The following is a 23,740-nucleotide window of genomic DNA, read 5'->3' on the forward strand; positions in this document are numbered from 1 at the left end:
AGTGGTCCCCCCTATTGGGGACCCAGATTGTCCCCATCCGAACACGAGGAACTGCCAGGATCAACCTGGCGCCAACGACCGTTCTCCCTGATCCTCCGGTCGGTCTCGGTGCCCGCATCGTCTCGACCCGAAAGTGATCATGCAGCGTTCAAACCCGGGCACCGCTGTGCCCAGAAGCCGTCCCGGCCTGCGCGCCGTCGCCATGCTCGGCGCCGCGCTCCTCGCCGGCGTCGGTCTGACCCAGGCCGTCGTGGCCGACCCCGCCGCCGCAGCCGGCGCGCTGGCCTGCGACCAGAACACGCTGTACGGCATCAACACCGCCGCGAACCAGCTCGCCGCCATCGACGCCACCACCGGTGCCGTCACGAACGTCACGAGCATGGCGCCGGGCGACAACGCCCTCGCGGTCGCCCGCAACGGTGTCGCGGCGTACGCGTCGATCAACAACGGCAACACGATCACCGGGTACAACGCGGTGAGCGATGCGCGGATCGCCGACGTGACCGACGCGGACCCGAACGGCAGTCACCAGCTGCTCCGTGGTGCGATCAACCCGGCGACCGGCATCTACTACTACGCGAGCGGCGCGAACCCCGCGTACCTCGGTGCGTACGACACGAAGACCGGCGCGAAGATCGGCCAGGTCGGCACCATCGGCAACCTGCTCACCAACAAGAACGGTGACATGGCGTTCAGCACCCGCGGGCTGCTGTTCGTCGTCACCGGCAACGAGATCCGTCGTGTCGATACTGAGACGGTCCCGACGACCGCGGGCACCACGGCTCTGACCACCTCGAAGGTCGCGACCCTGCCGATCGACGCGAGCACGAGCGGCAGCCCCGGCATCGCGTTCTCGTCCGACGGCTACCTGTTCGCCTCGGTCGGCTCGACCATGTACAAGATCGATCCGGGTTCGGGCGCGCAGGTCAGCACGTTCACGATCGCGAACGGCTACTCGCCGAGCGACCTGGCGTCCTGCAACTACGCCAACACCCTGGCGGCGCAGTCGAGCGTCGACCAGCGGTGGAGTCCGTCCGACCAGTTCGGTCTGGCGGTGACCGGTGGCGGCGTCTCGACCGGCAACACGGCGACCACCAACGGGACGGCCGCCGGCACCCAGCCCCAGAAGGCGGGCGCGGTCCTGTCGACCCCGAACAAGACCTACACGGCCCGCCAGACGGCGGTGGGCACCACCGACCCGTCGAACTACACGACCACCTGGAAGGCCGTGAACCTGAACAGCGACGCGGTCGTCGCCAGCGGCACCGGCACCACGGGGACGTTCACGTTCCCGGCAGCCACCACCGCCGACGGCACCGACGTCCTGGTCACCTTCGCGAACACGCTGAAGGCCACGCACGTCACCACCAGCAGCGACACCGCCACGACCCCCACCGGCACGACGCTGAAGGTGCCGGCCGCCTCGGGCGTGCTCGCGAACGACAGCGGCACCGGCCTGTCCGTCGTCTCGAACACCACGCCGGCACACGGCACCGCCACGGTCGCCGCCGACGGCTCGTACACGTACACCCCGGCCGGTGGGTTCTCCGGCTCGGACACGTTCCAGTACACGGCGAAGGACTCGTCGGGGCAGACCTCGACCAGCACCGTGACCGTCACCGTCGCACCGAAGGGCTCCGACGACGCCTACAGCGTGCACGCGGGCACCGTGCTCAAGGTGAACGCAGCCGACGGCGTCCTGACGAACGACCGCGGGTCGGACCTGACCCTCACCGGCCACGGCCAGCCGTCGCACGGACTGGTGAAGATCGGCCCCGACGGGTCGTTCTCCTACGGCGCCGACAAGGGGTACTCCGGCCCGGACTCGTTCACGTACACCGCGAAGGACGGCTCCGGCGCGACCGTCACCGCGACAGTGCGGCTCACCGTCCTGCCGACCGCGACGGCCGATGGCGTCACCGCGACGGCCGGGTCATCGACGACCGGCAACGTGCTCGACAACGACCTGGGCACCGGCCTGACGGTCACGGGCAACAGCACCCCCGCGCACGGTTCGGCGACGGTGCGTCCGGACGGCTCGTACTCGTACACCCCGGCCGCCGGGTTCTCCGGCACCGACTCCTTCACGTACACGGTGACCGACGGCAGCGGCGGGACCGACACCGTCACCGTGACCGTGCAGGTCGCCCCGGCCGCGCAGGACGACACCGTCAAGGTCGCCGCGGGGGGCACGGCCACGGCGGGCACCCGGGCGACCGGCGTGCTCGGCAACGACTCCGGCACCGGGCTCACCGTGGCGTCGAACACGTCCCCCTCGCACGGTGCGCTGACGCTCGACAAGGCCACCGGCACGTTCACGTACACGCCGGCCGAGGGGTACTCCGGCCCCGACGCGTTCACGTACACGGCGGTCGACGGCTCCGGCTCGCCGAGCACCGCGACCGTCACCATCACGGTCAACCCGACCATCGGTGCCGACACCGCGTCGACGGACGCCGGCACCCCGGTGACGATCGACGTGCATGCCAACGACCGTGGCTCGGACCTCGAGACCACGATCGTCACCGGTCCGTCCCACGGCACGGCCGTCGTCGCTGCGGACGGCTCGGTCGAGTACACGCCGACCGCCGGAGCGTCCGGCACCGACTCGTTCACCTACACGGTGACCGACGGCAGCGGTGTCACCACCGGTGCGGCGACCGTCACGATCACCGTGCGACCCGTCGCCACCGCCGACACGGTGTCGACCCGGGCCGATCAGGCGCTGACCATCGACGCCGCCACCCTGACCGGCAACGACCGGGGCACGGGGCTGACCGTGACCGACGTGACCGCAGGCGGGGCCGCGGGCAACGGCAACGGCACCGGCAGCGGCACCGGCAACAGCACCGGCACCGGCACCGGCGAGACCGGCGCCGCCCGCGGCACCGTCACCCTCGACCGTGCCACCGGCCGCGTCGTCTACACCCCGGCCGACGGCTTCTCGGGCACGGACACCTTCACCTACACGGTGGTCGACGGAGCAGGTCGCTCCACCACCGGCACGGTCACGGTCGTCGTCGGCCCCCGCGCCACGGCCGACACCGCCACCGCCACCGCCGGCTCGAGGCTGACCGTCGCGAAGGGCGACGGCGTGCTCGCGAACGACCGGGGCACCGGCCTGACCGCGACCGTCGACCAGCAGCCCGCACACGGCACGGTCGAGCTCGCCGCGAACGGCTCGTACACGTACACGCCGAAGGACGGCTTCTCGGGCACGGACACCTTCACCTACACGGCGACGGACCCCGCCGGCCGCACCACCACCGGCACCGTGACGGTCACGGTCCGCCCCGGCACGGAGCCCGACACCGTCACCGTGGCGGCGGGTGGCAGCACCACGGTCACCTCCGGCGCCCTGACGGGCAACGACCACGGCACCGGCCTGACGGTCGTGTCCGTCACCGACGGGAAGAACGGCACCGCGACCCGCAACGACGACGGCACGATCACGTACACGCCGAAGGACGGCTTCTCCGGCACGGACACCGTCACCTACACGGTGACGGACCCGTCGGGCGCCACGAACACCGGCACCGTGACGGTCACCGTCACCCCGGTCGCCGGTGGTGGGTCGACCTCGGCCGAGGCCGACGCCACCACCACCGTGCCGGTCGGCTCCGGACTGCTCGACGGTGCGAAGGGCACCGACCTGGCGGTCACCGACCACACGAACCCCTCGCACGGTGACGTGACGGTCGACGAGGACGGCTCGTACACGTACAAGCCCGAGCCGGGCTACTCCGGCCCGGACGGGTTCGACTACACGGTCACCGACGGCTCCGGCGGGACGACCACGGGCACCGTGACGATCGTCGTCGCCCCGAAGGCCGCCGCGGACACCGCGACGACGAGCGCCGCGACCCCGGTCGACGTCGCCGTCACCGGCAACGACTCGGGCACGAAGCTCGCCGTCACCGCGGTCTCGAAGCCCGGCCACGGCACCGCGACGATCACGGGCAGCACGACGCCCGGCGGCACCGGCGGCGGCGCAACCGGCCCGACCGGAGCCAGCTCGGTCACGTACGCGCCCGCCGACGGGTTCTCCGGCACGGACACGTTCACCTACACGGTGACCGACCCGACCGGCGGCACCGCGACGGCGACCGTCACCGTGACCGTCACGCCGACCGCGGTCGCCGACGCCCTGCGCACCGCGGCGAACACCGCGCTGCCGATCAGCGGCGCGACCCTGACCGGCAACGACCGCGGCACCGGTCTCGCCGTCACCGCGCACGGCCGCGCCGAGCACGGCGCCGTGACCGAGGGCACCGAGCCCGGCGCGCTCGTCTACACCCCGGCCAAGGGCTTCTCCGGCGCGGACACGTTCGAGTACACGGCGACCGACGGCGCCGGACGGACCTCGACCGCGACGGTCACGGTCGTCGTCGGCGTCGCCGCGGTCGACCACTGGCACACCATGTCGACCAACCGCAGCATGCGCATGACCGCCGACAAGGGCGTGCTGGTCGGTGACTCCGGTCGTGGGCTCTGGGCCGCCATGGAGACGAAGCCGTTCTACGGCACACTCTCGCTCGAGAAGGACGGCTCGTACGTCTACACGCCCACGTCGAACTGGTCCGGCCGTGACTGGTTCACCTACTCGGCCAACGACGCCGACGGCACCGCGGCGTTCGCGCGCGTCATCATCGACGTCGCCCCGTCCGCGAAGGACGACAAGGCCACGACCACGGCGGGCAAGACGGTCCGGGTCGCCGGCCACGGCGTGCTCGGCAACGACCACGGCGAGGCCCTGACGGTCGTCGCGGTGGGTCAGGCCCGTCACGGCACGGCCTCCATCGCCGCCGACGGCACGTTCGTCTACACCCCGGCGAAGGGCTTCTCGGGCACCGACACCGTCACGTACCGTGCGCAGGACTCGATGGAGCAGCAGGTCGACGCCACCGTCACGATCACGGTCGGCATCGCCGCGGCGGACGACTCCGGGCACACCGTGTCCGGCACGCCCGTCACCCGCGACGCCCGCCACGGCCTGCTCGCCGACGACCAGGGCACCGGCCTCACGGCGGCCCCGGCCCGGAAGCCCGCCCACGGCACCGTGACGATCCAGCGGAACGGCGCGTACGTCTACACGCCGGCCGCCGGCTTCACCGGCACGGACACCTTCACCTACACGGTGACGGACGCCTCGGGGCAGACGGCCACCGCCACCGCGACCATGACCGTGGTCGCCGCGGCGGTCGCCACCGACGACTCCGCCACCGGGATCGTCGGACACCGGGTCGTCGTGGATCCGCTCGACAACGACTCCGCCACCGGCGGCGCCACCTTCGAGCCGGGCACGCTGCACCTGCTCCACCCCGAGTCCGGCGCACCGACCGACCGCGTGGTCGTCGCCGACCAGGGCACGTGGACCATCCGCGACGGCCGGGTCGTCTTCACTCCGCAGGAAGGCTTCACCGGAACCACGTTCGTCGGTTACGAGGTCACCGACAGCGCGGGACAGACGGTCAGCGCGACCGTCACGGTTCGGTTCCCGACCGGGCTCGCCGCGATCGTGCACGGCACCGAGCTCGCCTTCACGGGCGTGACCGGGCTGGTCGGCCTCGGGCTCGCGGCACTCGCGCTCATGCTGGCGGGCGTGCTCCTGGTGACCCGACGACGGATCGCGGTCCGCGTCGCGCCGGGCATCCGCCGCAGCGCACGTCCGTAACAGGGTGCCGGACTGGAGGCCCGGATCACCGCAGCAGACCCGCTGCGGTGATCCGGGCCTCCTGTCCGCGCGCCGGGCGCGACCGCCTACGCGACGGGTTCGATGAGCTGCGGTCCGTCGTTCCGCACGCTGTTCACCGTGCGGGAGACCTCGTACTGCTCCAGGCCCGCGGCCACCGCCAGCGACTCGTGGTCGAGCAGGGCAAGCAGGTCGTCTGACCGGAGGTCGACGCCGAGCCAGTCGTCGTAGCCGTCGGGCGTCAGGAACGCCGGCATGCGGTCGTGGACCTCGCCCGGGGCGACGTGGGCGTCACGGGTGATGATCGCGAGCGACAGCCGCCACTTGTCCGGGTCGCCCTCGGGCTTCGTGGGGTCGGGCCAGGCACTGACCACGCCGGCCATCGCCAGGGCGCCGCCGGGTTCGTGCACGAAGTGGGGTTCCTTGCCGTCCTCGCGCACCACCCACTCGTAGTACCCCTGCGCCGGGACGATGCAGCGGTTCGTGGCGAAGGCCCGCTTGAACATGCCGCTCGTCGCGACCGTCTCGATGCGGGCGTTGATCGGCTTCGGGCGCTGCTTCTGGAAGTCCTTCGCCCAGCTCGGCACGAAGCCCCAGCTGATCTGCGGCAGCTCGCGTTCGCCGTGCCGCTGGCGGACGGCGTACACGGGGTCGGTCGGGGCGACGTTCCAGCTCGGGGCGAGACCGGGGTGCACCTCGCCGGTGTCCTCGTCGACGTGCTCGGTCCGGGCGGCGAGCTCGCCCATGAGCTCGGGCAACAGATCAGCCGTGGTGTCGGAGACGACGAACCTTCCACACATGCGCCCAGTGTGCCCGTCGCCGCCGACAGTGGTGCGCGTCGGGGCGCGCCGTTCACGCTTCGTGAGCAGGAATGGTCGAGTGCCCCACAGTGACTCGACCATTCCTGCTCACGAAGTGGGGCGTGCGGGGGTCTCGGGTGCGGGTGCGGGCTCGAGGGACTCGGCGGCCAGGCGGGCTCGTTCGGAGCGGCCGAGGCGGACGACGTACTCCGACAGCCCGATTGCGTAGCCCGCGATCCAGAGCACGTGGAACCAGGTGGCGAGCCCGAGGACGAACGCCCCGAGGACAGCAACGAGAGCCGAACCGAGCAACGGTGCCGTCCGGGCGAGCGTGCCGATCAGTCCCCGCCGCAGCAGGACCGTGTCGGTGCGGACGATGTCGCGGTGCTCCGGCAGGACCGGCACCGGACGGCGCTGCACGTACAGCTGCGTGGCACCCCGCGCGGCGAGCTGCCACGAGGGCCGCACCTGCCGACCGTTGATCGTGGTCGAGGGGTCCGGCGGCTGCCACGTCGGGATGCACGCGAAGGTGAGCAGTCCGACGCCGAGCGCCAGCAGCATCATCGCGACCACGCTGCGGACCGGGGTGGTCCCCGTCCAGTCGACCCGGGCCTCCAGGACGGCCATGCCGACCAGCGCGACGATCGCCGCGAATCGAGACCACAGAGCAGCACGACGGACGCGTGCCGGATCCAGCACGTCCGTGACGTGCCGGCGGAAGACCTGCCAGCCGAGCGTGAACACCCATCATGTCTACCCGCTGGGTGTGCTTGGTGCCCGGGCTCTCGTTCGTGAGCAGAAGATGTCGGGTGCGGGCGGGGGACTCGACATCTTCTGCTCACCAAGCGTCGCGCTCGCACACGCCGCCCCGCCGGCCCCGCGCCGCCCCCACCCGGACACGCCCGAGCGCCCTGCGCCCGGAGCCGCCGCACCCGCGACGTGGTGCTGCCGCTCAGGGTTCGTCCAGGCGAGCACGGTGACCTCGGACCATGAGTCTCGACATCGTCTACACCGCCGCTGCCCACGCCACCGGAGGCGGCCGCGACGGACACGTCCGCAGCGAGGACGACCGGCTCGACCTCGACACCCGCCCGCCCAAGGAGATGGGCGGCAGCGGCGAGGGCACGAACCCCGAGCAGCTCTTCGCCGCCGGGTACGCCGCGTGCTTCCTCGGCGCCCTGCACGCCGCCGGCAAGGAGCTCGAGGTCGACACCACCGGCGCCGAGGTCTCCGCCGAGGTCGGCATCGGCGGCACCGGCAACGGCGCCTTCGGTCTCGCCGTGGAGCTCGACGTCTACGCCCCGAACGCCCCGCAGGAGCAGCGCCAGCGACTGGCCGAGCGTGCACACGAGATCTGCCCGTACTCGAACGCCACCCGCGGCAACATCACCGTCACGCTGTCCATCGTCGACTAGCGTTCGGCCGGTGGTCACCGACACGACGCGCTGCCCCTGCCTGAGCGGCAACCCCTACGGGGAGTGCTGCGGCCCCCTGCACGCCGGGGCCGTGGCGCCGAACGCGGAACGGCTCATGCGCTCCCGCTTCAGCGCCTTCGCGCTGGGCCTGCCGGAGTACCTGCTGCTCACCTGGCACCCGCGCACCCGTCCGGCGGGTCTCGAGTTGGACCCGTCCGAGCGCTGGACCCGGTTGGACGTGCTGGCGACCACCTCGGGAGGCCCGTTCGACTCCCACGGCACCGTCACGTTCCGCGCGTGGTGGCGTTCCGACGACGAGCGCGGCACGCTCGAGGAGACGAGCGACTTCGTCCGCGAGCAGGGGCGATGGTTCTACGTGGACGGCGTGGTCGCCTGACCCACGTCGTCGTCGTTGTCGTCGACGCCGGGGCTAGCTGCCGATGACGGCGGGCAGGTCGACCGCGGTGCGCATCGCCCGGCGGACCCCGGCCTCGTCGGGGAGCAGCTCGTCCTCGTCACCGGTCAGGAAGAACCGGATCTGCCCGATCGCCTGCTCGGTGAGCATGTCGAGGCCGTTCAGCACGCGACCCCCTGAGTCGGTCCAGCGGCTGGCGACCGCGGTGGGCCACGGTTCGTAGGCGACGTCGAACAGCACGGCGTCCGGCCCCGACGGACGGAACTCGAGCGGGTCGGCGGCACCACCCGGCAGCGTCGAGAGGACGAACCCGTGGTGGGTGCCGGCGAGTTCGGTCAGGGGGTGGACCTCGAGCGTCACCCCGAGCCGGACGGCCAGGTCGACCAGCGCGCGGGTCTTCGCGGTGTCGCGGACGAACACCCGGACGAGCGACGCCCCGAGCCGGACGGCAGCGGTCAGGGCGCTCGCCGCGGTGGCTCCGCCGCCCAGGATCGTGGCCTCGCCGGGCAGGTGTCCGAGTGCCTCGACCGGGCGGACGAGGCCCTGTACGTCGGTGTTGGCGCCGGCTCGGACGATCGTGGAGCCCTCGAGGCGGAACGCGACCGTGTTGGCGACCCCGAGCTCGTCGACGAGCGGGGTGGTGCGGTCGAGCAGCGGCAGGACCTCGCGCTTGAGCGGCATCGTGAGACTCAGCCCACGCCATTCCGGACCCAGCCCCGCGACGAACGCGGCGAGCTCGCCGGACGCGACCTCGTGCCTCCCGTAGGTGAAGGGCAGGTCGAGCGCATCGTAGGCCGCAGCGTGGAGCGTGGGCGAGAGCGAGTGCGCGATGGGGGAGCCGAGCACCGCGAGGTGCGTGCGGCCTGGATCGGTGAACGCCACGGTCACCCAGCCTAGCCAGCCGTTTTCCTGCGCACCCCGTTAGGTTAGGCTACCCTTCGTGAACCGTTCTCCCTTGCGTCTCCGACGCGTGCTCGCCGCAGCCGGCGCCGTCGTCGCAGCGTCCCTCGTCCTCGCCGGCTGCGCGTCCGGCTCCGGCTCCTCGACCGACTCGGCGTCGTCGGGGTCGTCCGACGCCGCGTTCCCGGTCTCGATCACGACCGGCCTCGGCACCACCACCATCGAGTCGGCACCGAAGCGCGTCGTCGCGCTCGGGTGGGGCGACGCCGAGACCGCGCTCGAGCTCGGTGTGCAGCCGGTCGGTGCGAGCGACTGGCTCGCGTTCGGCGGCGACGGTGTCGGTCCGTGGCTCAAGGGTGCGTACGACAAGTCCCCGAAGATCATCCAGACGCTCGAGCCGAGCTACGAGGACATCCTCAAGCTGAACCCCGACGTCATCCTCGACGTGAAGTCCTCGGGCGACAAGGAGCGGTACGACAAGCTCTCCGCGATCGCGCCGACCGTGGCGATCCCGAAGGGCGGCGCGAACTACCTCGCGTCGACCGAGCAGCAGACGACCATGATCGCGAAGGCGCTCGGCAAGGAGTCCGAGGGCAAGAAGCTGCTCTCCGGCCTCGACGACGCTTACGCCGCAGCACGCAAGGCGCACCCGGACTTCGAGGGCAAGACGGCCGTCGTCGGTGCCTACAGTTCCGAGGGCTTCGGGGCGTACGCCTCCACCGACAGCCGTTCGACCTTCATGCGGAACCTCGGCTTCGAGATCCCGAAGGCCATCGACGAGCAGGCCGGCAAGGAGTTCTCCGTGCACCTGTCCGACGAGAACCTCGACCTGCTCGACGCCGACCTGACGCTGATCCTGCCGATCTACGTCGACGCGTCGGAGGCCTCGTCGAACAAGCTGTTCCAGAAGGTGCCGTCGGTCGAGGCCGGACACTCGATCGTCTTCGACGACAAGGACGTGTCGTCCGCCTTCTCGATGGGCACCACGGCCGCGATCGAGTGGGCGCTCGACAAGCTGCCCGCGCAGTTCGAGGAGAAGCTCGGCTAGAGCTGGTCTCGCTGCTGGCCGGTTCCGCTGGTCAGCACCGCTGGTCAGCACCGCGAAAGCGACAGGGTGCCGCCGATGTTCGGTGGCACCCTGTCGCTTTCGCAGTTCGGGGGAGGGGGAGGCTCTGGGCTACACCCCGACGGTGGAGCCCAGCAGTGCGAAGAGCAGCGCGATCAGGGGGAGCGTGCCCTGCTTGAAGGCGGAGTTGACGTACTTGCGACCCGAGCCGAGCAGGATCACCGCGGCACCGAGCATGCTCGCGGTCGAGAACACCACGAGGGTCCAGCCGCTCACGGTGTTGCCGGCCAGCACGAGCACGACGCCGAGGATCGCCCCGATCGCCAGGAACAGGTTGTAGAAGCCCTGGTTGAAGGCGAGCGAGCGGGTCGCCACGGCTTCGGTCTCGGAAGCGATGCCGAAGATCCGGCGCGCTTGCGGACTGGTCCAGATGACCGATTCGAGGAAGAAGATGTACACGTGGATGAGGCCCGCGAGGACCGCACAGACACCCGAGATCACCAGCAGGACCGACATGTGCACATTCTCGCAGCAGCGGGCCGGGTTCCGCTGCACGTCCGCCAGTAGGCTCGGACCATGAACGACGACGTCACCCTGCCCGAGGCCGACGCGAGCGCCGTCGCCGAACTGCGGAGCATCCGGCAGAGCATCGACAACATCGACGCCGCCGTGATCCACATGCTCGCGGAACGCTTCAAGTACACGCAGCGCGTGGGACACCTGAAGGCCGAGTCGGGCATGCCGGCCGCCGATCCGGACCGCGAACGGATCCAGGTCGCACGGCTCCGGTCGCTCGCCGCCGACTCCCACCTCGACCCCGCCTTCGCCGAGAAGTTCCTCAACTTCATCGTCGCCGAGGTCATCCACCACCACGAGCGCATCGCGGGCCGCGACGAATGAGCGCCGAGCTGCCGTCGCTGCTCATCGGGTCGTACACGGCGACCGGCGGCGGGAACGCCACGGGCATCTCGCTGGTCGACGCCGGACCGGTCGGAGCCGTCCCTGCAGCCCGGACCGTCGCGGTCCTCGACGACCCCTCGTTCCTGGCGGTCTCGGGTGATCGGGTCTACGCGGTCTCCGAGACGAACGACGGCGCCGTGTCGGCCTTCCGGCTGCAAGGTGGCGCACTCGAGCACCTGTGGGACGCCCCCGCCGGCGGAGACGCCCCGTGCCACGTGCGGGTCGACCCCTCGGGCGCGCTCGTCGTCACGAACTACGTCTCCGGTACGGTCACGGCGATCTCCCTCGCCCCGGCCGAGTCGCACGCCGCCTCGGTGACCGCCAGCGACGGCGTGGTGCTGCACGGGGACGCCGACCAGCGCTCCGTGCCGGCCGAGGCCGTCGCGGTCGCCGTGCTGCCCGACGCCACGGGTCCTGACGACGACCGCCAGGACGGCCCGCACGCCCACCAGTCGATCGCCACCTCGGACGGCACGGTGCTCGTCGCCGACCTCGGCGGCGATGCCCTGCACGAGTTCCGCGTCATGGTGTCGGCCGACGGGGTCCCCGCCATCGAGGCGCTCCGCGTGCACCACGTGACCCCCGGCGCCGGCCCGAGGCACATGGCCTGGGTCGACGGTGACCTGCTCGTCGCCGGTGAGCTCGACGGGCGTGTGCACCGCCTGCGCCGCGACGACTCCGGGTCGTTCGTGACGATCGCCGCCGTGCCGACGCTCGACGGTGCCGTGGGGGAGTCGCTGCTCAGCCACATCGAGGTCGACGAGGCCGGCCGCGTGTACGTGGCGGTGCGCGGGCGTGACCTGCTCGTGGTGCTCGACGCGCGTGACGGCAGGCTCGCCGTCGTCGGGTCGGTGTCCTGCGGTGGCGTCTGGCCGCGACACTTCGCTCGCGTGCCCGGGTTCGTCCTGGTGGCGAACCAGATGTCCGACGCCGTCGCCGTGCTGCCGCTCGACGCCGAGGGCATGCCCGGCGAAGCCGTCGCGCAGATCCCGGTCGGCACGCCGACCTGCGTCGTCCCGCTCTGACGCCGGCGTGTTCGTGCCCGCGTGACGCCGGCGTGTTCGTGTGACGCCCCGAAGTCGTCGAGACGCCCCCGAATTCGGCGGCGTCTCGACGACACCGCGGCGTGCGATCGATACGCCGGCGTGTTCGGAGCCGCAGCGCGCTAGAACTCGATCAGGTTCTCGAACGGGCGACCCTCGGCCAACGCGGCGACCTGCTTGCGCATCAGCGCGATCGACCGCGGCACGCTCAGGTCGGTGTTGCCGCCGACGTGCGGGGTGAGCACGGTGTTCGGCGTCGTCCAGAGCGGGTGTCCGGCGGGCAGGGGCTCCGGGTCGGTGACGTCGAGGGCCGCGAACAGCCGCTCCGACCGCAGCTCGGCGACCAGGGCGTCGGTGTCCACGACCTTGCCGCGCGCCACGTTCACCACGAGGGCGTCGTCCGGCAGCGCCGCGAGCAGCTCCGCGTCGACCAGCCGTTCGGTCTCGGCGGTGAGCGGCGCGATGAGCACGAGGACGTCGGTCGTCGGAGCCAGACCGGGCAGCTCACCGAACGCGTGCACCTGCCGGCCGTCCTGCTCGCGAGCGGTTCGGGCGACCACGGTCACCTCGGTGCGGAATGCCTCGAAGCGGGTGGCGATCGCGGACCCGATCGCCCCGTAGCCGACGACGGTCACCCGACGGTCGGCGAGCGATCGGGTCTCACGGGCGTCCCAGACGCCGTTGGCACGGTCGACCTGGAACGCCGAGATCTCACGGAGCGACGTCAGCGCGAGGCCGACCGCGAGCTCGGCGGTCTCGTCGTCGTGGATGCCCCGACCGTTCGCCAGCTGCGCGTGACCGGGCACGTGCGGGACGGCGTGCTCGTATCCGGCGCTCGGCAGCTGCAGCAGCTGGAGCTCGGGCAGGTCGTGCACGAACTGCCAGCGGTGCCGCCCCTCGAAGTAGAACGGCAGGAACGTGATCGCGACGTCGTCCGGGCGACCGTACGGCGACTCGACGTCCCACACGTCCAGCTCGATGCCATCCGGCACGGGGCCGAACCGGTCGACGAGCTCGGCGAAGGGCAGGGTGACGATCGGCATCCGCGACCCGGGCCTAGGCGTCGGTGCGCGGCGAGAAGGCACCGTCGGAGTCGAGCGGCCCACGGCCGACGTACCCCTCGGTGACGTCCTCGACGATCACGTCGCCGAAGCGGGCCGGCAGCGTCGCGGCGTGGGTGCCGCGCAGCTCGTCGACCGTGGCCTCGAACGCGCCCTGGACCTCGAGCGTGCTCGACGTCGCGTCGGTCACGCCGATGCGCAGCACCGGGAAGCCCCGGCCGTCGCACATGCCCTGGAACCGCACGTCGTCCTCGCGGCGGACGGTGACGATGACGCGACCGGTCGACTCGGAGAACAGCGCCGTCGCGGTGTCGATGCCGTCGCGGGTCTCGAGCTCGTCGAGGACCACGCGGGCGCCGATGCCGAAGCGGAGCACGGACTCGGCGAGCGACTGGCCGAGGCCGCCGTCCGCCAGGTCGTGCGCGCTGGTGAGCAGCTGCTCGCCGGACGCCGCGTACAGCAGCTCGGCGAGGGCCTTCTCGCGCTCGAGATCGACCGCCGGCGGACGCCCGCCCAGGTGGCCGTGCACGGTGCCGGCCCACGCGGAGCCGTCGAGCTCGAGGCTCGTGGTGCCGAGCAGGTAGATGTTGTGGCCGTCGTCCTGCCACCCGGACGGCACGCGCTTGGCGACGTCGTCGATGATCCCGAGCACTCCGACGACGGGCGTCGGGTGGATGGGGGTCGAGCCGGTCTGGTTGTAGAACGACACGTTGCCGCCGGTGACGGGGATGCCGAGCTCCATGCAGCCGTCGGCCAGGCCCTCGACCGCCTCGGAGAACTGCCACATGACCTCGGGGTTCTCGGGGGAGCCGAAGTTCAGGCAGTCGGTGACGGCCGCGGGGACGGCACCGGTGACGGCGACGTTGCGGTAGGCCTCGGCCAGGGCCAGACGTGCACCCTGCTTCGGGTCGAGCTGGCAGTAGCGGCCGTTCGCGTCGGTGGCGATGGCGACACCGAGGCCCGTTTCCTCGTCGACGCGGATCATGCCGCCGTCGTCGGGGAAGGACAGCGCGGTGTTGCCGAGCACGTAGGTGTCGTACTGGTTCGTGACCCAGTTCTTCGACGCCAGGTTCGGCGAACCGAGCAGGCTGAGGAACTGTGCCTTCAGCGCGGGGCCGTCGGCCGGGCGGTCGAGCGAGGCAGCGGTGTCGGCCTGCAGCGCGTCGATCCAGGTCGGGTAGGCGACCGGGCGGTCGTAGACCGGGCCGTCGACGGCGACGGTGCGCGGGTCGACGTTCACGATCTCCTGGCCCTGCCAGTCGATGACGAGTCGGCCGGTGCCGGTGACCTCGCCGAGCACGCTGGTCTCGACCTCCCACTTGCCGACGACGCTCAGGAACTCGTCGAGCTTGTCGGGGCGGACGACCGCCATCATGCGCTCCTGGCTCTCCGACATCAGGATCTCTTCGGCGGTGAGCGTGGGGTCGCGGAGCAGGACGTCGTCGAGCGAGATGTGCATGCCGCCGTCACCGTTGCTCGCGAGCTCCGAGGTGGCGCAGGAGATGCCCGCGGCGCCGAGGTCCTGGATGCCCTCGACCAGGTCCTTCTGGAACAGCTCGAGGCAGCACTCGATCAGGACCTTCTCGGCGAAGGGGTCGCCGACCTGCACGGCCGGACGCTTTGTCGGGCCGCCCTCGGTGAAGGTGTCGGACGCCAGGATCGACGCGCCGCCGATGCCGTCGCCACCGGTGCGGGCACCGAACAGGACGACCTTGTTGCCGGCACCGGACGCGTTGGCCAGGTGCAGGTCCTCGTGGCGCAGGACGCCGACCGCGAGGGCGTTGACCAGCGGGTTGCCCTGGTACACCGGGTCGAAGTAGGTCTCGCCGCCGATGTTCGGCAGGCCGAGGCAGTTGCCGTAGAACGAGATGCCACCGACGACGCCGTGCACGACGCGTGCGGTGTCCTCGTGGTCGATCGCGCCGAAGCGGAGCTGGTCCATCACGGCGACGGGGCGGGCGCCCATCGAGATGATGTCGCGGACGATGCCGCCGACACCGGTGGCCGCGCCCTGGTACGGCTCGACGTAGGACGGGTGGTTGTGCGACTCGACCTTGAAGGTCACCGCCCAGCCGTTGCCGACGTCGACGACACCGGCGTTCTCGCCCATGCCGACCATCAGGTTCTTCGTCATCTCCGGCGTGACCTTCTTGCCGAACTGACGGAGGTAGTTCTTCGAGGACTTGTAGGAGCAGTGCTCGCTCCACATCACCGAGTACATCGCCAGCTCGCCCGAGGTGGGGCGGCGGCCGAGGATCTCCTTGATGCGGGCGTACTCGTCCGGCTTCAGGCCCAGCGCGTCGTACGGCTGCTCCTTGTCGGGGGTGGCTGCCGCGTCCTGCACGGTGTCGGGCTTCGGGCGAACGGGTGTCGTCACGGTGTCGTTGTTCCCTGTCACTTGACGAGCGCGTGCTCGATCACGGAGGTGAAGAAGGTCAGGCCGTCGGTGCCCGAGGCCATCGCAGCGGGGGTGTCCGGGCCGAAACCGGCCTCGGTCGCGTGCTCGGGGTGCGGCATCAGGCCGACGACGTTGCCGCGCTCGTTCGAGACGCCGGCGATGTCGTCGATGGAGCCGTTCGGGTTCACACCGACGTAGCGGAACACGACCTGCCCGTTGTCCTCGATGCGCTTGATGGTGTCGGCGTCCGCGACGAAGCGGCCGTCGGCGTTCTTCAGCGGGATGGTGATCTCCTGCTGGGCGCTGAAGCCGGAGGTCCAGGCGGTCGCGGTGCTCTCGACGCGGAGCTTCTGGTCGCGGCGGATGAACTGCTGGTGCGCGTTGCGGGTGTGTGCTCCGGGGACCAGACGGGCCTCGGCCAGCATCTGGAAGCCGTTGCAGATGCCGAGCACGGGCATGCCCTTGCCGGCGGCGTCGATGACCTCGGCCATGATCGGGGCCTTCGCGGCGATCGCGCCGGCACGCAGGTAGTCGCCGTACGAGAACCCACCGGGCAGCACGATTGCGTCGACGCCCTGCAGGTCGTGGTCGCCGTGCCACAGGGCGACGGGGTCGGCACCGGCGAGACGGACGGCGCGCTGGGCGTCGCGGTCGTCGAGCGAGCCGGGGAACGTGATGACGCCGATGCGCATCCGGGTCACTGGCCTTCGACGGTCACGGACACGACGTCCTCGATGACCGCGTTCGAGAACACGTCGGCCGCGATGTCGCGGACCTCGGCGAGCTTGGCGTCGTCGACGGGGCCGTCGACGGTCACCTCGAAGCGCTTGCCGATGCGGACGTTGGTCAGGTCGGCCTTGCCGAGGCGGGCCAGGGCGTTGCCCACGGCCTTCCCCTGGGGGTCGAGGATCTCGGCCTTGGGCATGACCTCGACGACGATCGTTGGCACGTGTTCTCTCCAGCACTTCAGGGGTGGGGGGACGTGACCAGTCTACGGGGCGCGCGCGACACGCCGGGACGGCCGCGGGCCTCCAGACCGGCCCTTGCTGTGCGGTTGCTCATGCCTGTTCCAATGCGTATATTCCACTTCGAATAGTCAACAACGAACAAGCGGACTGGAGGCACGTGTGCCGTCGCTCACGCCACTCGCGTTCGCCGCGCTCGGGCTCCTGGCCGAGGGGCCGACGCATCCCTACGAGATGTTCCAGACGATGACGCACCGCCGGGACGGCCGGAACGTCAAGGTCCGGCCCGGCACCCTGTACCACCAGGTCGGCCGCCTGGTGGAGCTCGGCCTCGCCGAGGTCGTGGGGACCGACCGGGCGGGCAACCGTCCGGAACGCACCACCTACGCCATCACGGACGAGGGGTGGACGGCCCTGCACGACGGGCTCGTCCGGCTGATCGCCGAACCGGCCGAGGAGTACCCCGTCTTCCACCTGGCCGTCGCCGAGATCGAGAACCTGTCGATCGACGAGGCCGAGTCGGCGCTGCGGGCGCGGGTCACGGCACTCCGGGCCCAGCGCGACGAGGCGGACGAGATCCTCGGGATCGTCCGTGCCAAGGACCTGCCCGAGCGGTACTGGCTCGACGTGTCGTACGTGCGTGCGATGCTCACGGCGCAGATCGAGTGGCTCGCCGCCACGGCCGACCGGATCGCCGCCGGCCACGTCTCCTGGGACGCCCCCGCCGCGTCCGCAGACACCACCACGAACAGCAAGGAAACCACTCGATGACCACCGTCACGCCTCCGCGGACGACCGAGAAGAAGCCGTGGCCTGCCCTGTGGGCACTCGTCGTCGGGTTCTTCATGATCCTCGTCGACTCGACCATCGTGTCGGTCGCCACCCCCACCATCGCGCAGGAACTCGACGCGGACATCAACTCCGTGATCTGGGTGACGAGCGCCTACCTGCTCGCCTACGCCGTGCCGCTGCTCATCACCGGCCGGCTCGGTGACCGCTTCGGCCCGAAGGTCATGTACCAGATCGGCCTCGTGGTCTTCACGCTCGCCAGCCTGTGGTGCGGCCTGGCCGGCTCGATCGAGGTGCTGATCGTCGCCCGCGTCGTGCAGGGCCTCGGTGCCGCGATGATGAGCCCGCAGACCATGTCGGTCATCACGCGCATCTTCCCGCCGCAGAACCGCGGCGCGGCCATGGGCCTCTGGGGCGCCGTCGCCGGTGTCGCGTCGCTCGTCGGCCCGATCGTGGGCGGCCTGCTCGTCGACGGCTTCGGCTGGGAGTGGATCTTCTTCGTGAACGTCCCCGTCGGTGTCGTCGCGTTCGTGCTCGCGCAGCGCTTCGTGCCGTCGTTCGAGCGGCACGGACACCGCTTCGACTACCTCGGCATCTTCCTGTCGGCAGCGGGCCTGTTCCTGCTCGTCTTCGGCATCCAAGAGGGCGAGACCTACGACTGGGGCGTCATCGCCGGCCCGATCTCGGTGTGGTCGCTCATCATCGTCGGGCTCGTGGTGCTGGCCGGCTTCGTCGTCTGGCAGGGCGTGCAGAAGGGCGAGCCGCTGCTGCCGCTCGGCCTGTTCAAGGACCGCAACTTCACGCTGGCCAACGTCGCCATCACGGCCGTCGGTGTCGCAATCGCCTCGTTCGCGCTGCCGATCATGCTGTGGGCCCAGGACGTCCTGCGCTTCTCGCCGACCCAGGCCGCACTGCTCCTCGTGCCGCAGGCCGTGCTGTCCGCCGCACTCGCGCCGATCGTCGGCAAGAACCTGAACCGCTGGAACCCGCGCTGGGTCGCCTCGTTCGGGCTCGCCTGCTTCTCCGTCGGCCTGTTCTGGTTCGGCGCCCTGCTGTCGAGCGGTGCCGAGTGGGGCTGGGTGCTCCTGCCGAGCGCGCTCCTCGGCCTCGCCAACGCCTGCATGTGGGGACCGCTGTCCGTCTCGGCGACGCGCAACCTGCCGCCGAAGCTGGCCGGTGCCGGCTCGGGCGTCTACAACACCACCCGCCAGATCGGTGCGGTGCTCGGTTCCGCCGGCATCGCCGCCCTGATGGAGGCCCGGATCACCGCGAACTTCCCGGCGTCGTCCGGTGGGGCCTCGGCCGGTGGCGCGGAGCAGCAGGTCGGCGCGCTGCCGGGCTTCCTGCTCGAGCCGTTCTCCAAGGCCATGGGTGAGTCGCTCTACCTGCCGGCGATCGTGCTGATCGTGGCCATCGTCGCGGCGCTGTTCCTGGCGAAGCCGAAGCAGACCGTTGCGTGGCAGCAGACCGGTTCGGTCACCACGCAGCCCGACGCCGAGCCCGCGGGGGCCCCTTCGAAGTAGGGCACGAGCGCACTTCGTGAGCAGGAATGGTCGGGTCGCCTTCGGGTACCCGACCATTCCTGCTCACGAAGTGCTGCGGAGCGTGCGCTCGCGCGCGCTCAACTGCGGCGCTGCAGGTGCGCTCGGGTCAGCTCGTCCATCTGTTCGTCGGTCAGGGCGTCGACGGCCCGGGCCTCGCGGCGGTCGGTCCGCTGCCACCGGATGAACAGGGCGACGAGCACGGGGATGTCCGCCACCTCGGCGATGAACCACAGCAGGTCGCCCGCCAGGTGCTGGTCCTGCAGCGGCGACGGGTACCAGGGTCGCCCGACCACCGGCACGATGGACCCGTCGAGTACGTGGTTCGTGATCCGCAGCACGATGCCGGGCACCGCGTCGACGACGAGCTCGACGAACGCGAGCAGGAACTCGGCCGTGGCGAACGTCGACGAGACGAGCACGCCGACCTCGGACAGCGGTGCGAGCAGGCCGAACCCGAGTGCCGGCACCGCCACGGTGATGACGGCGGCCCATGCGGGGGACTCCCGGATCACCGCCGAGAACGGGGTGAGCAGGACGGCGAACAGCGCGAGCGCGACCAGCGGGGCGACGATCGCGTTGCCGAGCAGGCGCACCGGACGTGACCCCATGACCGCGTCGGCGACCTGCGCGAGGCGAGCCGGGCCTCCGATCCGGAGCAGTGCGACGGGCGCACCGAGCGCCGCGAAGGTGGGGACCGCGAAGAACAGCAGGGCGGCCCGCAGGACGAACGCCCAGCGCAACCGCTCGTCGTCGACGCCGACGATGCCGAACTGCAACACGCCGAACAGCACGAGCGCCGTGGCGAAGGCGAGCGTGCGCCACCACGGCCACCGGGCACCCCGTCGCGCCACGCCGACGACCCACCGGCCGTAGGCGACCGCGGCGACGACGAGGAGCACGGCCGCCAGGGGGTCGAACCGCCAGGTGCTCCAGAACTCGGGTGTCGACGGCGTGGGGAGCCTCCTGGGGATCAGGCGGACTCGTCCGTCGTTCCGCCGGAGCCATCCTCCGTCCACCCGGGGTCCACCGGGGGTCCGGCGTGGCCCCGCGACGGTGAGAACCGGTTCAGATCCGGGCGACCCCGCGTGCCGGGACGGTCCGCGACAGCAGCCAGACGCCCACCGGAACCGCCACGGCGCCGACGAGCGCGACGCCGAACGACAGGTGCAGCTGCATCACGAGGAACGCCGGGCCGATCGTGCAGAGCGCAGCGACCGCGACGACCGGCCACGCGGGACGATCCGCCGACGGCAGCAGGCGGGGGAGCGGCCGGTCGAACCAGCGCAGGGCCCGTGCCACCCCGAGCGCGACCGCGAGCACCACGACCAGTGCGACGATGCGCGACGCCCACCACGGACCAGAGCCCGGCGCCGGGAACGGCACCCCGACGAGCAGGGCGATGCCGTTCAGCGCGATGAACAGCGGCAGGTGCCACAGGTAGATGGTCATGCCGTCGCGGCCGAGCACGAACACTGCCCCGAGCGCGGCCCGCGTGCGCATCAGCCGGGTGAGCGGCGCGTGCACGAGCTGGACCAGGCACGCCTGCGCGATCGCCAGGAACGCCAGCGGGAGCATCGGCGGGTTGAGGTCCTGCAGCATGTCCGGCGCCCAGAGACCGACCGAGGTCATCGGCACGAGCACGGCGTACGCGGCGACGGCGACGCCGAGCAGGAGCACCTTCGACCGGCGCGCGAACCAGCCGTCGGCCCAGAGGAACCCGAGCTGCTGCGCGAAGAGCCACACCGGGCCGAGGTTGAGCAGCCCGACCTCGGCGACCCCGGTGGCCAGGCGGACGGCGTCGACCGCCCCGGCGAGCACGAGCAACACGGCGAGGGTGGCCCACGGCGCTCGCTCGTGCAGGCGCATCATCACGGGGACGCAGCACTGGGTGATGCCGTAGGCGGCGAGGAACCAGAGCGGCGAACCGATGCCGAAAGCGACCTCGGCCAGGAGCTCCGGCGGCGTGCCAGCGGCCGTGGCGACCCCGAGCCCGAGCGCGAGGAACACGAACAGCGGCACCGCGGGCCGGAACAGCCGCACCAGGCGGGTGGCCAGGTAGTCGCGGGCGGGGCTCGGCGCACCACGGGCGACGGTGCTGCGCCAGCCGACGGCGCTCGCGAACCCGCCGACCACGAAGAACAGCGGCATCACCTGTCCGACCCAGGTCGCTGCGACGTACCAGGGGAGTTCCTGCAGCGGGCTCGTGACCCGCACCCCCTGGTCATCGGCGGCGACGCCGACCATCGTGACGTGCACGATGACGACGAGGACGACGCAGGCCGTCCGGATGAGGTCGACGACCAGGTCCCGCTGCGCGATGATCCCCCGGACGTCCGCGGTGCTGTTCGCCTGTTCAGGCAGACCCTGGCTCGTGGACATGTCCGGACGTTAGCGTGCGGAACGGTCGGTCCAGTGTCGTGCCAGCTGATCGCGACCGGATCGTGACACTTCGTATTCCGGTGGCGGCATGCGTCCCCTCGCTGGCCGGCAGCAGAAGCTCGTGTACAGTGAACGCGTTGTCTTGATTCCTGCAAAAGAAAGGCTCAGCATGGACGCCGACGCCGATCTGCTCCGTTCCTCGGGGCTCCGGGTCACGACCCCACGACTCGCGGTGCTCCGAGCGACCGACTCGATGCCGCACGCCACCGCGGACGACATCGTCACCGCGCTGGCCGTGGAGCTGCCGACCACCAGTCACCAGGCCGTCTACGGCGTGCTGAACGCCCTGACCGGCGTCGGGCTCGTCCGCCGCATCGAACCGGCTGGCAGCCCTGCGCGCTACGAGCGCCGCACCGGTGACAACCACCACCACATCGTCTGCACCCTGTGCGGCGCGATCGAGGACGTCGACTGTGCGGTCGGCCACTCGCCCTGCCTGACCCCGTCCGAGACCCACGGCTTCGCGGTCACCACCGCCGAGGTCACCTACTGGGGCATCTGCGAACGCTGCGCAGCGGCAGAGCGCGACGGGGCAGAGCACGACGACCCAGACGTCGCCCCCACGCCCGCCTGACGGCGACCGCCCACCGCACCGGCCGCACGACGCGCCGGACCCCGAACCACCCGAGCACCCCTGACCGAACCAACGTCCCACCTCCAGGAGGAACCGTGTCCGACCAGAACACGCCGACCGGCACCCCGACCACCACGACCAACAGCGGCGCACCCGTCTCGAGCGACGAGCACTCGATGGGCGTCGGGGCCGACGGCCCCCTCGCGCTGCACGACCACTACCTGGTCGAGAAGCTCGCCCAGTTCAACCGCGAGCGTGTCCCGGAGCGGGTCGTGCACGCCAAGGGCGGCGGCGCCTTCGGTACCTTCACCGTCACGCAGGACGTCTCGCGCTTCACCCGTGCCGCGTTCCTGCAGCCCGGGCAGACCACCGAGATGCTCGCCCGGTTCTCGAGCGTCGCCGGTGAGCAGGGCTCGCCCGACACCTGGCGCGACCCCCGTGGCTTCGCGCTGAAGTTCTACACGTCCGAGGGCAACTACGACCTCGTCGGCAACAACACCCCGGTGTTCTTCATCCGCGACGGCATCAAGTTCCCCGACTTCATCCGCTCGCAGAAGCGACTGCCGGGTTCGCACCTGCGCGACCACGACATGCAGTGGGACTTCTGGACCCTGTCGCCCGAGTCGGCGCACCAGGTCACGTGGCTGATGGGCGACCGCGGCCTGCCGGCGAGCTGGCGTGAGATGGACGGCTTCGGCTCGCACACCTACCAGTGGATCAACGCCGAGGGCGAGCGTTTCTGGGTGAAGTACCACTTCATCACCGAGCAGGGCCACAAGACCCTGACGCAGGAGGACGCCGACCGCATCGCCGGTGAGGACGCGGACTTCCACATCCGTGACCTGCACGCCGCGATCGAGCGTCAGGACTTCCCGCGCTGGACCCTCAAGGTGCAGGTCATGCCCTACGAGGACGCCGCGACCTACCGCTTCAACCCGTTCGACCTGACGAAGGTGTGGCCGCACGCGGACTACCCGCTCATCGAGGTCGGCACGATGGAGCTCAACCGCAACCCGGAGAACTACTTCGCGCAGATCGAGCAGGCGACCTTCGCCCCCTCGAACTTCGTGCCCGGCATCGCGGCGAGCCCCGACAAGATGCTCCTGGCGCGCATCTTCAGCTACGCGGACGCACACCGGTACCGCGTCGGCACGAACCACGCCCAGCTGCCGGTGAACGCCCCGAAGAACGAGGTCCACTCGTACTCGAAGGACGGCGGCATGCGCTTCGACTTCCAGAAGTCCGAGGTGCCGGTGTACGCGCCGAACTCGCTCGGTGGTGCGCACGCCGACCCGAACGCGACCGACGACGCCCCGGGCTGGGAGTCCGACGGTGCACTGCAGCGTTCCGCCGCGACCCTGCACCCGGAGGACGACGACTTCGGCCAGGCCGGCACACTCGTCCGTGAGGTTCTGGACGACGCCGCCCGTGAGCGCCTGGTCGGCAACATCGCCGGCCACGTCTCGAAGGTGACGCGCGACGACCTGCGTGAGCGCGTGTTCGCCTACTGGACGAACGTCGACGCCGACCTGGGTGCGCGCGTGCGCGCCGCGGTCGCGCCGAGCGCGCCGGGCTCCAACGAGGACCCGGAGAAGGTCGCGGTCGAGGCGTAAGCCCCGCTGCACGACCTGACGGACGGGAGGCCCGGTACCAGCTGGTACCGGGCCTCCCGTCCGTTG

At 71.1% G+C, this 23,740-nt stretch carries 20 protein-coding genes; 10 read left to right on the forward strand and 10 right to left on the reverse strand.

What is annotated here, in order from left to right; genetic code table 11:
- Positions 1-166 precede the first annotated feature (166 nt).
- Positions 167-5,674, forward strand: a complete 5,508-nt coding sequence (locus tag DEJ19_RS03385) for an Ig-like domain-containing protein (protein WP_146250705.1) — start codon at positions 167-169, stop codon at positions 5,672-5,674.
- An 86-nt stretch (positions 5,675-5,760) separates the two neighbouring features.
- Here the strand turns inward: DEJ19_RS03385 and DEJ19_RS03390 are convergent, their stop codons facing one another.
- Positions 5,761-6,492 (reverse strand): SOS response-associated peptidase, encoded by a 732-nt coding sequence (locus tag DEJ19_RS03390; RefSeq protein ID WP_111233929.1) that lies wholly within the window; start codon positions 6,490-6,492, stop codon positions 5,761-5,763.
- Between the two features lie 108 nt (positions 6,493-6,600).
- On the reverse strand, positions 6,601-7,236 hold the full coding sequence (locus DEJ19_RS03395; protein ID WP_111233907.1) for a hypothetical protein: 636 nt from the start codon (positions 7,234-7,236) through the stop codon (positions 6,601-6,603).
- Positions 7,237-7,481: 245 nt separating this feature from the next.
- Between DEJ19_RS03395 and DEJ19_RS03400 the strand changes: the two genes are divergently transcribed.
- Positions 7,482-7,907, forward strand: a complete 426-nt coding sequence (locus DEJ19_RS03400) for an organic hydroperoxide resistance protein (RefSeq protein WP_027465016.1) — start codon at positions 7,482-7,484, stop codon at positions 7,905-7,907.
- 10 nt (positions 7,908-7,917) lie between these two features.
- On the forward strand, positions 7,918-8,304 hold the full coding sequence (locus DEJ19_RS03405; protein ID WP_111233908.1) for a YchJ family protein: 387 nt from the start codon (positions 7,918-7,920) through the stop codon (positions 8,302-8,304).
- A gap of 33 nt (positions 8,305-8,337) precedes the next feature.
- Here DEJ19_RS03405 and DEJ19_RS03410 read toward each other — a convergent pair whose 3' ends face one another.
- The gene (locus DEJ19_RS03410; RefSeq protein ID WP_181441597.1) at positions 8,338-9,204 is read right to left on the reverse strand and encodes a shikimate dehydrogenase family protein; all 867 of its coding nucleotides are present in this window, start codon (positions 9,202-9,204) and stop codon (positions 8,338-8,340) included.
- 73 nt (positions 9,205-9,277) lie between these two features.
- On the opposite strand from DEJ19_RS03410, the gene DEJ19_RS03415 reads away from it, so the two are divergent.
- Entirely contained in the window at positions 9,278-10,270 is a 993-nt protein-coding gene (locus DEJ19_RS03415) for an iron-siderophore ABC transporter substrate-binding protein (protein ID WP_217499705.1), read from the forward strand.
- 129 nt (positions 10,271-10,399) lie between these two features.
- Here the strand turns inward: DEJ19_RS03415 and DEJ19_RS03420 are convergent, their stop codons facing one another.
- Positions 10,400-10,804: a DUF1304 domain-containing protein gene (locus DEJ19_RS03420; RefSeq protein WP_111233910.1), complete on the reverse strand. Its 405-nt coding sequence runs from the start codon at positions 10,802-10,804 to the stop codon at positions 10,400-10,402.
- A gap of 60 nt (positions 10,805-10,864) precedes the next feature.
- On the opposite strand from DEJ19_RS03420, the gene DEJ19_RS03425 reads away from it, so the two are divergent.
- Together DEJ19_RS03425 and DEJ19_RS03430 are read left to right on the forward strand one after the other, a co-directional pair.
- Positions 10,865-11,188, forward strand: coding sequence for a chorismate mutase (locus tag DEJ19_RS03425; protein ID WP_071404383.1), 324 nt, complete (start codon positions 10,865-10,867; stop codon positions 11,186-11,188).
- Positions 11,185-12,273 (forward strand): lactonase family protein, encoded by a 1,089-nt coding sequence (locus DEJ19_RS03430; protein WP_111233911.1) that lies wholly within the window; start codon positions 11,185-11,187, stop codon positions 12,271-12,273. The genes DEJ19_RS03425 and DEJ19_RS03430 overlap by 4 nt, the downstream gene beginning before the upstream one ends.
- A 140-nt stretch (positions 12,274-12,413) precedes the next feature.
- Here DEJ19_RS03430 and DEJ19_RS03435 read toward each other — a convergent pair whose 3' ends face one another.
- Genes DEJ19_RS03435 through purS form a run of 4 tightly spaced genes read right to left on the reverse strand, consistent with a single transcriptional unit; the run spans position 12,414 to position 16,699 of the window.
- Positions 12,414-13,334: a 2-hydroxyacid dehydrogenase gene (locus DEJ19_RS03435; RefSeq protein WP_111233912.1), complete on the reverse strand. Its 921-nt coding sequence runs from the start codon at positions 13,332-13,334 to the stop codon at positions 12,414-12,416.
- Between the two features lie 13 nt (positions 13,335-13,347).
- Complete coding sequence (gene purL / locus DEJ19_RS03440) at positions 13,348-15,729, reverse strand: phosphoribosylformylglycinamidine synthase subunit PurL (protein ID WP_231495638.1); 2,382 nt, start codon at positions 15,727-15,729, stop codon at positions 13,348-13,350.
- A gap of 17 nt (positions 15,730-15,746) precedes the next feature.
- Positions 15,747-16,442, reverse strand: coding sequence for a phosphoribosylformylglycinamidine synthase subunit PurQ (gene purQ, locus DEJ19_RS03445; RefSeq protein WP_111095030.1), 696 nt, complete (start codon positions 16,440-16,442; stop codon positions 15,747-15,749).
- A 5-nt stretch (positions 16,443-16,447) separates the two neighbouring features.
- Positions 16,448-16,699, reverse strand: coding sequence for a phosphoribosylformylglycinamidine synthase subunit PurS (purS, locus tag DEJ19_RS03450; protein WP_017886272.1), 252 nt, complete (start codon positions 16,697-16,699; stop codon positions 16,448-16,450).
- 178 nt (positions 16,700-16,877) lie between these two features.
- Here purS and DEJ19_RS03455 point away from each other — a divergent pair, with 178 nt between their 5' ends.
- Positions 16,878-17,486 (forward strand): PadR family transcriptional regulator, encoded by a 609-nt coding sequence (locus tag DEJ19_RS03455; RefSeq protein ID WP_111233913.1) that lies wholly within the window; start codon positions 16,878-16,880, stop codon positions 17,484-17,486.
- Complete coding sequence (locus DEJ19_RS03460; RefSeq protein WP_111091897.1) at positions 17,483-19,027, forward strand: DHA2 family efflux MFS transporter permease subunit; 1,545 nt, start codon at positions 17,483-17,485, stop codon at positions 19,025-19,027. The genes DEJ19_RS03455 and DEJ19_RS03460 overlap by 4 nt, the downstream gene beginning before the upstream one ends.
- 98 nt (positions 19,028-19,125) lie before the next feature.
- Here DEJ19_RS03460 and DEJ19_RS03465 read toward each other — a convergent pair whose 3' ends face one another.
- The gene (locus DEJ19_RS03465; protein WP_258377456.1) at positions 19,126-20,064 is read right to left on the reverse strand and encodes a cytochrome c oxidase assembly protein; all 939 of its coding nucleotides are present in this window, start codon (positions 20,062-20,064) and stop codon (positions 19,126-19,128) included.
- Between the two features lie 49 nt (positions 20,065-20,113).
- Entirely contained in the window at positions 20,114-21,427 is a 1,314-nt protein-coding gene (locus DEJ19_RS03470) for an acyltransferase family protein (RefSeq protein WP_111233914.1), read from the reverse strand.
- A gap of 169 nt (positions 21,428-21,596) precedes the next feature.
- On the opposite strand from DEJ19_RS03470, the gene DEJ19_RS03475 reads away from it, so the two are divergent.
- Both DEJ19_RS03475 and DEJ19_RS03480 read left to right on the forward strand, forming a co-directional pair.
- Positions 21,597-22,061, forward strand: a complete 465-nt coding sequence (locus DEJ19_RS03475; protein ID WP_071404389.1) for a Fur family transcriptional regulator — start codon at positions 21,597-21,599, stop codon at positions 22,059-22,061.
- 95 nt (positions 22,062-22,156) lie between these two features.
- The gene (locus tag DEJ19_RS03480; RefSeq protein ID WP_111233915.1) at positions 22,157-23,674 is read left to right on the forward strand and encodes a catalase; all 1,518 of its coding nucleotides are present in this window, start codon (positions 22,157-22,159) and stop codon (positions 23,672-23,674) included.
- Positions 23,675-23,740 lie beyond the last annotated feature (66 nt).

This window comes from Curtobacterium sp. MCSS17_016, from assembly GCF_003234255.2.
Lineage (GTDB): Bacteria > Actinomycetota > Actinomycetes > Actinomycetales > Microbacteriaceae > Curtobacterium > Curtobacterium flaccumfaciens.